We start from the raw sequence: 14,776 nt of genomic DNA, 5'->3' as shown, positions 1-14,776 counted from the left end.
ACCATCAAATAATAAGGGGCTAGGTTTGATACCTAGCCCCTTTTCTTTTTTATTACGCTACGAAAAGCTGTTGCTCAGAATCAGTAACTTCTATTCAGCTTCGAGCGTAGGTTCGAATTCGCTTTGTACTCGCGTTTTGATGCCATCACTCGCGTCTCGCAGTAGATTGAATGGCGATAGCACAACACCTTTTACTGCGCCTTCTGCAGCGCCCTGAGCTAATTCTTTACTCTTATCGGCTAACAAATTCGCTTGCGCCAAAATACCCGGCACTTCCGCTCTTAGCATTTCAGATTCAGCCACAATCACTGGGATGGTTTGTTGACGGTAAGACTTACTCTCGGCAAGCATCGGTGGCATCACATCGACACGGTATCGTTTTAATTCAGTTAATGCTGGCGGGATAACCTCAGTTCTTACCTGCTCGACTTCGGTACGAACGTTTTTCACTTCATCCAAAATCGCGGGAATTTTTCCATCAACAGACGAAACGGTTTGATTCACTTCATCGATGGTCTTTCTGACTTCGTCGACGGTGCTTAACACCTGAGGAGCCAATTCACTGACATGCTCAGCAAACGCTAACATCTCTTCGACTTTTAACCCTTTGGTGAGGCCCGATAAGTCTTCGATAACCTGCGGATAAGTATCGACGATCTCACCGACTTTATTGGTAAACGAATAGATGGTGTAGCCTAAATAAAAAATGGCGACGGCTAACACCAATTGGATCGCGGTAGAGATTTTTGCAAACATGAATAATCCTTTTCTTTATCGCAGAGGCGATGTCTAAACTGAGACAAGATGTAACGTGAGGCTAGATTTAACTTACAGCGGCAGTGCTGTTGTGTACTTCAATGGTTCCATGGCAAACGTCGAGGTCACATTCGAGATACCATCAATACTATTCACCAAGCGCTTGTAGAAGTCATCAAAGCACTTCATGTCTTTAACCTGAACCTTCATCATATAATCATACTCGCCAGCCATTCGATAGAACTCCATCACTTCTGGAAAGTCCGACACAGTATTCACAAAGCGGCCATACCACTCATGAGAATGGTTGCTTGTTTTCACCAATACGAACGCGGTAAAAGCAAGATCAAGCTTCTCAGGGTTCAGCAACGCCACTCTTTTTTCAATAATACCGTTCTCTTCAAGACGCTTCAGTCTTTTCCAACAGGGCGTGGTTGTTAGGTTGACTGCCTCTGAAATATCGTTCAATGACAGCGTGCTGTCTTCTTGCAGCAAACTTAATATCTTTTTATCTACGGCATCTATCACACTTTCACCAAATCGCATTTAAATAGAATAATTTTCTACATTTTAGTCAAAACAAAGCAAATATGGCAAAGTTTTTCTCTCGAATTCTAGCTAAATTATAACCATACCAATTACAAGAAATTCCTACACAAGATCAGGAGAACGCTTATGTGCACTGACCATCAATGGATTAACAACGCGATTCGTAAAATTGAAGCGGACTACCAACGCTCAGCGGATACGCACCTTATCAAGCTAGACCTTCCAAGCATCGAAGGCATTGATATCTACCTTAAAGATGAAAGCACACACCCAACAGGCTCTTTGAAGCACCGCTTAGCGCGTTCTCTGTTCTTATACGCGATTTGTAACGGTTGGGTTGGCCCAGAAACAACGATTATTGAATCTTCATCTGGCAGCACGGCTGTGTCTGAGGCGTACTTTGCTCGCCTGCTTGGTCTTCCGTTTATTGCGGTAATGCCTAAGTGCACAGCGAAGAAAAAAATTGAGCAGATTGAATTCTACGGCGGCCAAGCGCACCTTGTTGATCGCTCAGATGAGATTTACGATGAGTCTCGTCGTTTAGCTGAAGAACTGAATGGCCACTACATGGACCAATTTACTTACGCAGAACGCGCAACTGACTGGCGTGGTAACAACAACATCGCGAACTCGATTTTCAATCAAATGCAGATGGAAGATCACCCAGTTCCAACGTGGGTAGTAATGAGCCCAGGCACGGGTGGTACTTCAGCAACAATCGGCCGTTTCATTCGCTACCAACAACATGAAACCAAGCTTTGTGTTGTCGACCCTGAAAACTCAGTATTCCACGAATACTTCCAAACGGGCAATGCGAACGTGAAAGGCAACACATTCAGCAAAATTGAAGGTATTGGTCGCCCACGTGCAGAACCAAGCTTCATTCCTGGTGTAGTTGATGAAATGCGTAAAATCCCAGATGCAGCAAGCATTGCAACGACACATTGGTTGTCTGACATTCTAGGTCGTAAGGTGGGCGCATCAACGGGTACGAATATGTATGGTGTGCTTCAGCTGGCAAGTGAGATGAAAGCGCGTGGCGAAACAGGTTCTATCGTGACTTTACTATGTGATAGCGGCGAGCGTTACCTAGACACTTACTTCAATGATGAGTGGGTGAACAACAACATTGGCGACCTACAACCGTACGCGGCGAAGTTAGAAGCTTTCTCGCAAACCGGTGAATTGGCTTAAGTTCATTAACTGACAATTTTACAATGACAAAAAAGGACGAAGTTAACTTCGTCCTTTTTCTTTATAACAAGCCCCTATTAAGACGCTTATTAATCGCTATTACTGTGTTATTTTTGTCTCTACGGACAAAGACGCATTATCACTATAAGTATCTACAAACAAAAACCCTTCCAGTTTAACTTTTCCTTTTGTGTTAAACAGAGTTTCAAACGCATTATGAATATATTTATCTAATGAACAACATGACACTAGAAAGTTATCTGTTTGCACTAAAAAGCTACATCCCGGATAAGATATATCATCTACAGGTTGAATGTTATTTTTAGTAAGGCTACTTTTCACAATAAAACCAGTCACGCCAAATTGATTCATATTAATATCCTGAAAGCTTCATTATTAATCGTAAATGTTTGGAAATAATAGGCGAACAATAACGTTCCCTTTAACAATGGATGATTATGAGCTCACTTCAAATGCTTCTGATAACGCCTCTACAGAGGTTTCAGAGACAAACTCACCATCAACAAAGTACTGAACGTTTGCACCTTCCTTCACGCCGGTTACCGTTGAAGAAGTGCCGTCAACATAAGTCACTTCCATCTCAATAGTATTTTCGTCAATGGTTCTTATGTGACTGTCTTCAATGTATTGGTACGTCAGAGGATCAATCGGTGCATCACGCAATGAAGGATCGAGATCACCGTTAATATCAATCATTGTCTCGACTTTACTATCAAAGATATGCGGAGTGCCGTCGAAAGGGTTTGACCCCGTCCAGAACTCAATTGAGTTAATAACGAAGTAATCAGCCAATGTTGTAAAGCCATAAACGGGTGCCAATAAGAAGTTAACACCGCCACGTGCATAGCGGTTATCAACAACCTTTACGTTGAATTCCATTAACTTTTTAGTCGTGAAATTGCTACCGACACAACCGCTAAGAATCGGGGCAAGTAACAGGATACCCGCAAGCTTGATTGAGCTATTTTTACTAAAAATTTTCATTTCATCTACCTACGACTTAGAAATAGTAACCGAATTCAATACCAACAGAGGTATCATCAAATTCATACATAGTTACGGATGCATTCACATCAACATTGCCGTTAGTCCAACCCAGAGCATTTTCAAACACAGTGTCGACATCAGAATCCAAGAAGTAAGTAAAATCACCGCGGTAATACATGTTACCAAATGGCACCAAAACGCCCGCTTCCAGGTCAAAGCCGTCGCTCACATCACCAGTTGAATAGTTGGCACCCACGTTCCATACACCAAAGCCAGCATCAGCGACGTAGTTACCACCGACTGTAAGATTGTCGTAGTCTCCAGAGATATTCCACTCACCATCAATAACAATGTTGTTTGAAATATTGTATTGGCCAGATAGTGTAATGACATCTTCTCTATCAGAATGGTCATTTAAAATATCATTACCAAAGTCAATATCAAGAGTATCGTAGCTTAAACCGATGCTAGCTTTATCATTAATACCATAGGTAGCTTCAACGCCTATTATATTCACGTCATATCGATCAAACTCTTGTGTATCGTATCCAGCTTTAATACTACTTTGAACATTTCGGACATCTTGGCTGTGATAATTATTTTCAGATTGTGCCTCTTGTTCTACATTTTCTGCATTCGTTGGGCTTTGTTGCGTAATTCAGTTTAGAGACAGAGCAGCCCCATTTCGCGTATTTCTTAGTCAATACGACAAGTTTCAGGCATACCTAATCCAGTAAGCTTGTTCAACGCTTTTATCATCGCGTAAGTTTCACCCACCTGTGCATTATAATTTATTAAGCTCAATCGTCCTCCTAGTAACTGTTTAACTCGATACATCGCCGTTTCTGAGAGTGAACGTTTGTGGTATCCATACCGCTCTTTCCAATACTTATTTGAGCCGTATAACTTCTGACAACCCACGGCAATATTTCGAGGGTGACCACGCTCCCAGAAGGCTGCTCCTTCTCTTGGGGGAATAAGCGCAATGGCCCCCTTAATCTTAATAGCAGCGTGACACGCTCTCGTGTCGTAAGCGCCATCACCAGACACCTCAAGGATACTTCGGCGTGTTTGTTTCAGTAAGTTCGGGAGTACTTCTCCATCTGTAACCGTCGATAAACTTAGCTCGGCGGCAATGATCTCATGAGTGTTGGTATCGACGGCAATATGAAGCTTTCGCCAGACTCTACGCTTGCCATCCGTCCCGTGTTTTTTGACTTTCCATTCACCTTCGCCATAAACCTTAAGGCCAGTAGCATCAATAGCTAGGTGCTGTATTGCTCCTCTCGCTTTAGTCTTAAATGAAACCTCAACTTGCTTGGCTCTACGACTGATGCAGGTGTAATGCGGACAACTTAACGGTACATGAGCTAACCTAAATATCGAGTCGATAAATCCTTGAAGCGCTCTCAATGGCATAGAAAAAACTCGTTTGACCATAAGTGCTGTCGTGATAGCTAAATCACTGAACCGACGCGGCCTCCCGCGCTTATTCTGTTTGCTTTGCGCCCACCCGCTTATTGCTTCTTCATCAATCCAAAAGGTCAGAGAACCACGGTTAATGAGTGATTGGTTGTATTGCTTCCAGTTGGTTGTTTTGTAACGTGGTTTAGGCATAGGGCTACGAGATAGAGTGAACGTAGCTGATCAGATCGTAGGTTCTTGATTTAGTTCCATTGAATTACGCAACAAAGCCGTTTACTGCTTCAATGATCTGATTGTCTAATTTGAAGTGTTGAATGAATAATACACAACACAGACCGATCGGTCTAGTTGTAATTTTATTATCTTATGAGAACCTTGAGATCTGAGGGGTACATACTCAAACCAGTGAATGAGTATTGGCGTCAATCTCGCAGCCGTGTAGACTCTAATTAAGGATAATCATTAACTTGAAAAGGAAAGAGTTTTGGCTGAATTCAAATACAAGCAACTAACTCAAGAAGAACAAGACAAGCTAGATGCAGCTTCATTTCGTCGCCTATTATCTCATCTAGACAACAATAAAGACGTGCAAAACATCGACCTAATGATCTTGGCTGGCTTTTGCCGAAATTGCTTTAGCAAATGGTATGCAGCAGAAGCTGAAATGATGGGAGTCGATTTAGATTTAGACGATGCACGTGAACGTGTTTATGGCATGACTTACGATGATTGGAAAGCTAACCATCAACCGAAAGCGACGCCTGAACAATTGGCCGCATTTGAAGCTCGCCAAGCGAAAAAAAATTAAGAAATTGAACACCAAATAAAAGTTCGTATTCTGAGCGAATTTTTATTGTCGATTGAACGCATTCTTACTTTCAATCAGCAATATTTAGCAAGCAAAAAGCCCAGTAATGAACTGACCCCCAATAGTTGGACACCAGTTACTGGGCTTTCTTTATCAAGCTTTAAACTTAAGGGCTATAACAACTTTCTATAGTCTAGCCCTTCGTTTTTGCCGACTAACCGTGAGAGGTTCTTCCCACGTTATCATGGCTGAGTTCTTTATTTAGAACCGCTTCCACATGACCAGGAGAACGCGTAGAGCCAGAAATCAGTCGGTACATCGCAGGGATAACGAACAGAGTAACCAAAGTCGCAAAGCCCATACCGAAGAAGATAACCGTACCCACCGCTACTCGGCTTTCATAACCCGCGCCTGTTGAGGTAATCAATGGAATTGCACCTGCTAGCGTGGTAAATGCGGTCATCATGATTGGACGTAAACGTCGAGCCGAAGCATCAATGATCGCCTTTTCAAACTCAATACCACGGTCACGAAGTTGGTTAGCAAACTCTACGATCAAGATACCATTCTTAGTTACCATACCGATCAACATGATCATACCAATTTGGCTGTAGACGTTGAGCCCTTGACTCATCAACACCAAACCTAAGAAGCCACCAAAGATGCCCATAGGTACGGTGAACATCACCACCAGCGGGTTAATGAAGCTCTCAAACTGCGCGGCCAATACCAAGTACGCCACCAACATCGCTAACGCAAACACCACTAAGATGCTCGATTGGTTCTCTTTGAAGTCTTTAGACTCGCCAGAGTAGCTAACTGAGATGTCACCCGGTAGCTTCTCAATCGCTTGTTCATCAAGGAAATCAAGAGCATCGCCCAGCGTGTAACCTTCCATTAGGTTCGCTTTGATGGTGACCGACTTCTGCTTGTTGTAGTGCGATAAACGAATCGATGATGCCACTTCTTCAATGTGCGTCAGCGTATCAAGCGTTACTAGCTCGCCTGACTGAGTTCGCATGTAGATTTGGCTTAAATCGTTCGCGTTGTTGAAGCTGTTCTCATCGCCACGCAAGTAAACATCGTACTCTTCACCACGGTCAACGAAAGTGGTTTCACTGCGGCCACCCAGCATGATTTCTAACGTGTCTGAAATGTCTGATACGCTTACACCCAACTCAGCTGCACGCTGCTTGTCTACGGTAACCAATAACTCTGGTGTCTTCTCAGAGTAATCGATGTCCGCACCTTCCATCATTGGAGAGTCTTCAGCTGCTTGCTTTAAGAGCTCTGCCCACTTCTGAAGCTCAGTGTAGTCAGAACCACCCAGTACGAATTGAACTGGCTCACTTGAACCACCTTTGAAGCCTGGCATGAATGGGAATACACGCACATCAGGAATGCCATTCAAAGATTTACGAACTTCGTTCAAGGCTTCTTGCGCCGTGACATCACGTTCGTCCCAATCTTCTAGGATCATGATAACGAAGCCAGTTTGGTCGCCCGCATTACCACCAAACGCTGGCGATTGAATGCTGAATGATTTCAAGAAACCTTGGCCAAGCAACGGCATTAAGCGCTCTTCAACGATGTCCATGTTGGCAGACATGCGGTTGTAACTGGTTGCATCGGCACCACGAACGAACGCGAAGATAACGCCACGGTCTTCTTGTGGAGTCAGCTGCGAAGGCACTTGTTGCATCAAACCATAACTTCCGCCCATACACGCAATAATGATGATTGGGGCAGCCCAACGCCAGTTTAGAGCACGACGCAATACCGCTTTGTATCCAAGTTCTAGCTTGCCAAACACACGTTCAACAAATCGATTGAAGCGGTTTGGTTTCACGTTCGCTTTTAGAATCTTACTGCCCAGAACTGGTGTTAGCGTTAATGCCACAACAGACGAGAAGATCACCGACATCGCCAGCAATACCGAGAACTCAGTAAACAGAAGACCTACCATGCCATCCATAAACGAGATCGGTAGGAACACCATTACCAAAACTAGCGTGGTTGCGATTACCGCAAAGCCAACTTCACGTGTCCCTTTATAAGCGGCAAGCAGTGGCGATTCACCGCGTTCAATGTGGTGGAAAATGTTCTCTACTACCACGATCGCGTCATCTACCACCAAACCGATAGACAGGATAAGTGCCATCAAGGTAATCAGGTTGATAGAGAAACCAAAGTAGTACGCCGCAATAAATGATGAAATCAAAGATACAGGCACCGTCACCGCAGGGATCAGGGTTGCACGTGCTTGGCCGATAAAGACGTAAAGCACGAGGATAACCAAGCCACCCGTAATAAAGAGTGTGCTGTATACCTCCGAGATCGAACGGTCGATAAAGACCGTTGAATCATAATCCACCGCTAGACGAGTACCGTCAGGCAAGAACTTTTGAATCGCTTCAACTTCTTTATGGACTAAGTCAGCAACCTCAAGTGGGTTCGCATCTGACTGAGGCACAATGCCCATACTAACGTTAACAACACCGTCACTCTTAAAGGTCGAGTTTTCGTTTTCAGCACCAATGTAAACATCCGCTACGTCTTTCAAGTAGATAGGTGTGTTATCAGAGGCGCGTTTAACTACTAGGTATTCAAAATCTTCAGCTTGGGTATACGAACGAGCTGTACGAACCGACATAACAATCGCATCGTTACGAACTTCACCGCCCGGGCTTTCAATGTTCTCACTGTTTAACGCAGAAGTGATGTCCGAGGTAGTAACACCACGACCAGCCATCTGAGCAGGTTTCAGCTTCACGTACATTACTTTGTACAAGCCACCAGAGATGTCCACTGAGCTCACACCAGAAATCAAACTAAAGCGGTCAATCAAGACACGCTCGGTGTAATCGGTTAACTGCGTTCGGTCCATCTCGGTTGAACTTAGGTTGATGTATACCGAGGCTTCACCACTACCGTTATTCTTATAAACAATCGGGTCATCGGCTTCATCGGGCAACGAACGCTGCGCACGAGCTACCGCATCACGAACATCACTGACACCCGTATTGAGGTCGTAGCCCAGTTCGAAAGTAATCGTGATACGCGACATACCGTTACGCGTCGTGGACTCGATCTCATCGATACCACTGATACCTGATAACTGGTCTTCAAGATTGGAGGTTATTTGGCTTTCAATGATGGTGGCTGATGCACCTTCATAGCGAGTACTGATCGATACTACTGGGCTTTCGATGTCAGGCATCTCACGAACAGCAAGCTTGTTAAACGATACAATACCAAATACAACCAAGAGCAAGCTCAATACGATAGCCGCTACTGGTCTCTTTACAGAAACATCAGATAACAACATTAGTTCGCACCTTCTTGAGTTGCGGTATTACCATCAAGATTAGCGGTATCGCCGTCAGGTTTAGCGGGGCGATTAACGGCAAGTTCTTGAACCAACACACCATCACGCATGTTCACAATACCTTGCACCACGATCTTCTGACCAATCTCGATGCCTTTATCAATCACGACTTCGTTATCGATACGTGCACCCAAGAACACTTCTGTTCGAGTTGCCTTATTATCTTCGCCAATCACATAAACAAAACGTTTCGTACCCGAGTACTCCAACGCTTGAACAGGGATAATCGGTGCTTCGACTGGTGGGAAATCCATATCCGCGGCCACTAACATGCCTGGCTTCAAGTAATCATTGTTGTTATCAAAGTGGATACGAACTCGTAAGTTCAAGGTTTCAGCGTTGATACGTGAATCAATACCAACCACAGTACCGGTGAACTGAGTCTCACCCCATGCACTGGTGCGAGCCGTTACTGTCATACCTTTAGACAATTTAGAAAGGTAACGCTCAGGAATTTGAAGATCTAACTGCATCACAGACAAATCATCTAAGGTCACAAGCTCAGTGCCTGATGTCACCATTTTACCGCGGCTAAAGTCGATGAAACCAACCGTGCCAGAAAAAGGTGCGCTGATATGAAGATCTTTAAGGTTGGCATTTGCAGCCGCCAATCGAGCATTGGCGATTTCAACATTGGTTTTCTGCGCGTCAATTTCAGTTTGCGTAATCGCATTACGTTTCACTAGTCGTTGGAATTCCGCGAGCTTACGTTTCTCATCTTTTAGGTACGCTTGAGCTTCTGCAACCGCGGCCTTGGCTTTGTCGTCATCTAGTTGAACCAACATCTGCCCTTTAGTCACATCTTGATTGGCTTTGATGTTGATAGAGTCAACTCTGCCCGCTACTTCAGAAGTAATGATCACAGATTGCTCGGCTTCTAACTTACCAACCAGAGAAAGAGATTGGCTAACTTGGTGAATATCAACCTGCTCAGTAACAACCGTTACAGTGCTAGGCCCCTGACGTTTTGCTAGTGCGGCTGGAGACGCCATAAGAATAGACAAGCTAAGCAGGGTTAAAACAGATTTACGCTTCATAATAATGGTCTGCAAGTAAGGTTATACCAATCACAGTGAGTAAGTGGTCAGAAATAGCGCAGGAAAAAGGCTTGAGAACAAGGCAGGGTTTTCGATAAGTAGTTATTCTACAATCAAAAATTCTAACGCCGTTATCGAGCATTTTAACAAACTAGGATGACACCTTGATTTACTACGATTGGTATTATTATCTATAAATGAAATTAACCGTATTCTATCAACTGATGAATGCTGTAACGTCAAGAAGTGTAAATCTAGATTAAATTCCATTTACGTTTCTTAGCGAATTACACAAACCAAACACAATACAGAAAGCCAGTTACCTCAAGGCGTTACCTATTAATACGTAAACCTTAGTACAGATGTTCACTTCCCGAGCAATATGCGTACTTTTCGCCATCTTTGCCCAAAAAGGCAGCATTCAACACAAAACCATAAGAAAAACTCTTTACAGGTTTAACGTGTTTGCTATGATGCGCTCCGCACTTGAGAGATGCGTTGGGAAAAACATCTCTTTAGCCTATCCATTATGAGTTAGGAAAAACACCCTGGAGGGGTTCCCGAGTGGCCAAAGGGAGCAGACTGTAAATCTGCCGGCTCCGCCTTCGATGGTTCGAATCCGTCTCCCTCCACCATATTCTTCTTACCTCTTTCGAGAGTTAAGAGAACAACCTGATTGATGGGCTTATGGGAAAACATCAATTAGGCTTACTTTGTGAAGAGTAAGACACACCCTGGAGGGGTTCCCGAGTGGCCAAAGGGAGCAGACTGTAAATCTGCCGGCACTGCCTTCGATGGTTCGAATCCGTCTCCCTCCACCATATTCTTCTTACCTCTTTTAAGAGTTAAGAGAACAACCTGATTGATGGGCTTATGGGAAAACATCAATTTAGGCTTACTTTGTGAAGAGTAAGACACACCCTGGAGGGGTTCCCGAGTGGCCAAAGGGAGCAGACTGTAAATCTGCCGGCACTGCCTTCGATGGTTCGAATCCGTCTCCCTCCACCATATTCTTCTTACCTCTTTTAAGAGTTAAGAGAACAACCTAGTTGATGGGCTTATGGGAAAACATCAATTTAGGCTTACTTTGTGAAGAGTAAGACACACCCTGGAGGGGTTCCCGAGTGGCCAAAGGGAGCAGACTGTAAATCTGCCGGCACTGCCTTCGATGGTTCGAATCCGTCTCCCTCCACCATATTCTTCTTACCTCTTTCGAGAGTTAAGAGAACAACCTGATTGATGGGCTTATGGGAAACATCAATTTAGGCTTACTTTGTGAAAAGTAAGACACACCCTGGAGGGGTTCCCGAGTGGCCAAAGGGAGCAGACTGTAAATCTGCCGGCACTGCCTTCGATGGTTCGAATCCGTCTCCCTCCACCATATTCTTCTTACCTCTTTTAAGAGTTAAGAGAACAACCTGATTGATGGGCTTATGGGAAAACATCAATTTAGGCTTACTTTGTGAAAAGTAAGACACACCCTGGAGGGGTTCCCGAGTGGCCAAAGGGAGCAGACTGTAAATCTGCCGGCACTGCCTTCGATGGTTCGAATCCGTCTCCCTCCACCATATTCTTCTTACCTCTTTCGAGAGTTAAGAGAACAACCTAGTTGATGGGCTTATGGGAAAACATCAATTTAGGCTTGCTTTGTGAAGAGTAAGACACACCCTGGAGGGGTTCCCGAGTGGCCAAAGGGAGCAGACTGTAAATCTGCCGGCACTGCCTTCGATGGTTCGAATCCGTCTCCCTCCACCATATTCTCCTTAATTGGAAAATCGAAAAGCCAACTTATTGAGTTGGCTTTTTTCGTTTCTGGCTTGTTGGTTTCTGACTTGTTGATTACTTATTTCTGATTTATCACTTTCTTTAACCGTCAGTGCTTAACTGTCTGAAATCCATAATTTATTCAATTCACACCAGCCAAAACCATTCACTTGTACGCCTTGTATCCGCTCTGATACTTCTAATCCAAACGCTTCATGCTTAAGCTCAGTAACAATACCTACCTCAGACAGCCACTGACGGCATTCAGCTAGTATGGCTAGCGAACGACTGAAATCAGGCTGCTGACGAATCAACGAAAGATACGTTCGAATCGTCTCCAAGATCTGCGAATCTACATTGAGAGTAGAAAACGGAAAGCGAGATAAGAAACTAAGCCAAGCGCTCAACGGATCACCTTCGTCAATAAGACTGCACAACACCACTCCGTCGATCTTGGTATAGTTTCCGTATTCGATTAACACCGAACTATCATCAGGTGAAGCAAGGCTTGTAAAAAGTTTTTGGCATTCCGATGTATCTTCAACCGTCACTGTTTGGGTTGTTTCGTTAGTCTGACTTGGGGCTTGGATCTTCAAAAATGTAGAATAGTTTTCACTCGGTACGGCACTGGTTTTTTCAGGCATTTCAAGGCACAGCTTGTTTTCAGCGCATACCTTACTCGTTGCCCATTCTGGGTACACCCACAGCTCGATACTATTCAAAATAGACACATGATGTGAATAGAGCTTATTACGACTGAGGCGGAGCATGTTCTCTGAGAAAACATCGAGAGAAAAAGCACCAGATCCATTAAGCTTTCCAGATATCGACGTTTGAAATATTGACGCTTCAGTGCGAGACAAAAGCCTTGGTAAATGCCAGTCCGATTCACTCAAACGCACTTCCACTGTATTTTCTGAATAGAGATCCACGGCGGCTACATGCTGATAGCCAAGACGCCAATGCTCACTCTGAGTCAAAGATTGAAGGCAGCGAACAATATCCTTGCTCAATAAAAGGCTGCCATCGTGAAAATGCACGTCATTGCGAATTTGAAAGCGCCACACTGTCGCATCTTCATTTGATTGCCAGTGATAAGACAAATCACCTCGAACTTGGCTATTCTTAGCCTGGTCATTCCCTGCTTGGTTATTCTCAGTTTGGTCATTCTCTACATACGTAAGGCGCTGGCACACTTGGCTCACTAAAAAGCGCTCAGTTCGTCGGAGCACCTTATGAGGATGGAGTTGTTCTAGCTTTCGATGAAATGGGATATAGGCCCGACGCGCGACTTGATTGGCATGACTTAAAAACGATTGCAGCTCTAGACCAGCATCCCTTCCACCAAAACTCAGTATTGGAAGCATTTGCTCCACACTACCCGCGTCTGACAACTCACGAACCAGCGTATAACACGCATCGATAGGTTCAACGAGGCATGTTAATAACGCTTTTTTGTTGCGACCTGAACTCGCCTGCCACTTGACCCAACCTTCCCTTACCATCGTTTTGATAATGGTTTGAACATGACGCTCACTGACGAATAACAGCGCCGCTAATTGACTGATCTGACATCGCGAGGTTCCAGGGCCAAACGCCTGAAATATCTGTTCATAAAGTTCGAGTTGTCGCTTTTTGTTTGCCATCTATTTTTCTGAAGTCTTTATCTTAGTGAGGTGTCCGAAGCCTGCATTCAGCAATGCTCGCTCCATTGTCTCGATAACCTGTAAGGAGACATCAGAAAGTAGAACATCAGAGTCAGTCTTGTTATCACGTGCCAACTGAGACATATGATCAATCTCGAATTCGAAACCATTGCCCGCAACTTTATGCTGAATGGTGTGCTTTGTGCCCTGATATTCAATGTCTATGGTCTCTGGGTTCCACCACTTGTCTCTGATCGTAATCGTTAGTTCAGGCCCACGTAATGTGGCAGAGCGAGGTAAATTAGAAACGATAGACGCCGATATTTTCCCTTCAATACCTTGAGAGAACGTAAACAGAGAATCGGTATCCACATTCGATTGCTTGTACATACTCGACATATCAACCTTAGGCTCTGAAGGCGTTACGCCTAGGCTTCGACATAAATCATAGTAAAACCACAGTCCATAAACCCCAACATCAAGTGTCGCACCACCCGAGAGATCTGGGTTAAATATAAACAAGTTGGAATCATAGTCATGTTCGTTGCCAAACCCAGCTTCAATCGAGGTAATCTGTAGATTGTTTTCAACAAGATAAGATTTGAGCTCACGGTACGCTGGAAATGCCACAGTTTTCATCGCTTCCAATAACAAGACCCCATTTTTGTCAGCTAAAGCTTTCATTGCCAACCAATCCGTGAGATTAGTAAACGCAGGCTTCTCTACCAAGACATGTTTTTTGTGACTCAGAAACAGCTCCGCTAGCGGTTTGTGGTATGGATGAACTGTGGCAATGTACACTGCGTCCACATCCGGGTTGTTGGCCATCTCTTCATAAGAACCATAACTCAACTCACAATCAAAGTTCTGACCAAACGCGTTTGCTCGTTCAGAGTCCCTAGAAGCGACAGCGTAAAGCTCGCCATATTCAGAGTGCTGAGTGAGTGCGGTTGCGAACCTTTTCGCTATGTTGCCTAAACCAGCAATACCCCATTTCACCGACGTTGTGTTTTCGCTCATCATATTACCTAATCAATTGTTTGGTATCAGTTTACTCAGAACTCATTCAATGAAATAGAGAACAAATAACCCAACCTGTTCATGATTTATCTCACCCGCTGACAAAGAAAGGGAAATTACCGTTTTCTTTCCATAAAAAACGCCTACTGATTGCTCAGTAGGCGTTTGATTCAAAGACTAA

The 14,776-nt window shown here is 44.2% G+C and carries 12 protein-coding genes and 7 tRNA genes; 9 read left to right on the top strand and 10 right to left on the bottom strand.

Translation table 11 applies throughout. The annotated features are described in order from the left end of the window. Positions 1-90: 90 nt before the first annotated feature. Together QUF19_RS04785 and QUF19_RS04780 are read right to left on the bottom strand one after the other, a co-directional pair. Positions 91-756: a hypothetical protein gene (locus QUF19_RS04785; protein ID WP_286296786.1), complete on the bottom strand. Its 666-nt coding sequence runs from the start codon at positions 754-756 to the stop codon at positions 91-93. A gap of 72 nt (positions 757-828) precedes the next feature. After that, positions 829-1,302 carry an Lrp/AsnC family transcriptional regulator gene (locus QUF19_RS04780; protein ID WP_017105254.1) on the bottom strand — a complete coding sequence of 158 codons (474 nt, stop codon included), beginning with the start codon at positions 1,300-1,302 and terminating at the stop codon, positions 829-831. Between the two features lie 129 nt (positions 1,303-1,431). Between QUF19_RS04780 and QUF19_RS04775 the strand changes: the two genes are divergently transcribed. Next, on the top strand, positions 1,432-2,499 hold the full coding sequence (locus QUF19_RS04775; RefSeq protein WP_102266338.1) for a PLP-dependent cysteine synthase family protein: 1,068 nt from the start codon (positions 1,432-1,434) through the stop codon (positions 2,497-2,499). 99 nt (positions 2,500-2,598) lie between these two features. Here the strand turns inward: QUF19_RS04775 and QUF19_RS04770 are convergent, their stop codons facing one another. The 4 genes from QUF19_RS04770 to QUF19_RS04755 all read right to left on the bottom strand — a co-directional run bounded on the left by QUF19_RS04770 (position 2,599) and on the right by QUF19_RS04755 (position 5,124). After that, the gene (locus QUF19_RS04770; RefSeq protein WP_286296764.1) at positions 2,599-2,871 is read right to left on the bottom strand and encodes a hypothetical protein; all 273 of its coding nucleotides are present in this window, start codon (positions 2,869-2,871) and stop codon (positions 2,599-2,601) included. Between the two features lie 84 nt (positions 2,872-2,955). Beyond that, entirely contained in the window at positions 2,956-3,504 is a 549-nt protein-coding gene (locus tag QUF19_RS04765) for a DUF3332 family protein (protein WP_286296761.1), read from the bottom strand. Between the two features lie 16 nt (positions 3,505-3,520). Further along, on the bottom strand, positions 3,521-4,024 hold the full coding sequence (locus tag QUF19_RS04760) for a hypothetical protein (protein ID WP_286296758.1): 504 nt from the start codon (positions 4,022-4,024) through the stop codon (positions 3,521-3,523). Between the two features lie 179 nt (positions 4,025-4,203). Then, positions 4,204-5,124: an IS5 family transposase gene (locus QUF19_RS04755; RefSeq protein ID WP_010430770.1), complete on the bottom strand. Its 921-nt coding sequence runs from the start codon at positions 5,122-5,124 to the stop codon at positions 4,204-4,206. 292 nt (positions 5,125-5,416) lie between these two features. On the opposite strand from QUF19_RS04755, the gene QUF19_RS04750 reads away from it, so the two are divergent. Then, positions 5,417-5,740, top strand: coding sequence for a DUF1244 domain-containing protein (locus QUF19_RS04750; protein WP_286296755.1), 324 nt, complete (start codon positions 5,417-5,419; stop codon positions 5,738-5,740). A 214-nt stretch (positions 5,741-5,954) separates the two neighbouring features. On the opposite strand, the gene vexH is transcribed toward QUF19_RS04750, so the two are convergent. Together vexH and QUF19_RS04740 are read right to left on the bottom strand one after the other, a co-directional pair. Further along, positions 5,955-9,068, bottom strand: coding sequence for a vibriobactin export RND transporter permease subunit VexH (vexH, locus tag QUF19_RS04745; protein ID WP_286296754.1), 3,114 nt, complete (start codon positions 9,066-9,068; stop codon positions 5,955-5,957). Further along, entirely contained in the window at positions 9,068-10,165 is a 1,098-nt protein-coding gene (locus QUF19_RS04740) for an efflux RND transporter periplasmic adaptor subunit (RefSeq protein ID WP_286296751.1), read from the bottom strand. The genes vexH and QUF19_RS04740 overlap by 1 nt, the downstream gene beginning before the upstream one ends. A gap of 550 nt (positions 10,166-10,715) precedes the next feature. Here QUF19_RS04740 and QUF19_RS04735 point away from each other — a divergent pair. From QUF19_RS04735 to QUF19_RS04705, 7 genes are all read left to right on the top strand, one after another. Then, positions 10,716-10,800 (top strand) — tRNA-Tyr (locus QUF19_RS04735). Positions 10,801-10,901: 101 nt separating this feature from the next. After that, a tRNA-Tyr gene (locus tag QUF19_RS04730) sits at positions 10,902-10,986 on the top strand. Positions 10,987-11,088: 102 nt separating this feature from the next. Beyond that, positions 11,089-11,173 (top strand) — tRNA-Tyr (locus tag QUF19_RS04725). Between the two features lie 102 nt (positions 11,174-11,275). Next, positions 11,276-11,360 (top strand) — tRNA-Tyr (locus QUF19_RS04720). 101 nt (positions 11,361-11,461) lie between these two features. After that, positions 11,462-11,546, top strand: a tRNA-Tyr gene (locus tag QUF19_RS04715). A gap of 102 nt (positions 11,547-11,648) precedes the next feature. Further along, positions 11,649-11,733: transfer RNA gene (locus QUF19_RS04710), tRNA-Tyr, on the top strand. Between the two features lie 102 nt (positions 11,734-11,835). Beyond that, positions 11,836-11,920, top strand: a tRNA-Tyr gene (locus tag QUF19_RS04705). Between the two features lie 125 nt (positions 11,921-12,045). Here the strand turns inward: QUF19_RS04705 and QUF19_RS04700 are convergent. Together QUF19_RS04700 and QUF19_RS04695 are read right to left on the bottom strand one after the other, a co-directional pair. Continuing rightward, positions 12,046-13,575: an SgrR family transcriptional regulator gene (locus tag QUF19_RS04700; protein WP_286296750.1), complete on the bottom strand. Its 1,530-nt coding sequence runs from the start codon at positions 13,573-13,575 to the stop codon at positions 12,046-12,048. Then, positions 13,576-14,595, bottom strand: coding sequence for a Gfo/Idh/MocA family protein (locus QUF19_RS04695; RefSeq protein ID WP_286296745.1), 1,020 nt, complete (start codon positions 14,593-14,595; stop codon positions 13,576-13,578). Between the last annotated feature and the right edge of the window lie 181 nt (positions 14,596-14,776).

It is taken from the genome of Vibrio sp. FE10 (assembly GCF_030297155.1).
Lineage (GTDB): Bacteria > Pseudomonadota > Gammaproteobacteria > Enterobacterales > Vibrionaceae > Vibrio > Vibrio apostichopi.
The sequence above is the reverse complement of the archived record's forward strand: the minus strand, read 5'-3'. Positions and strand labels throughout refer to the sequence as shown.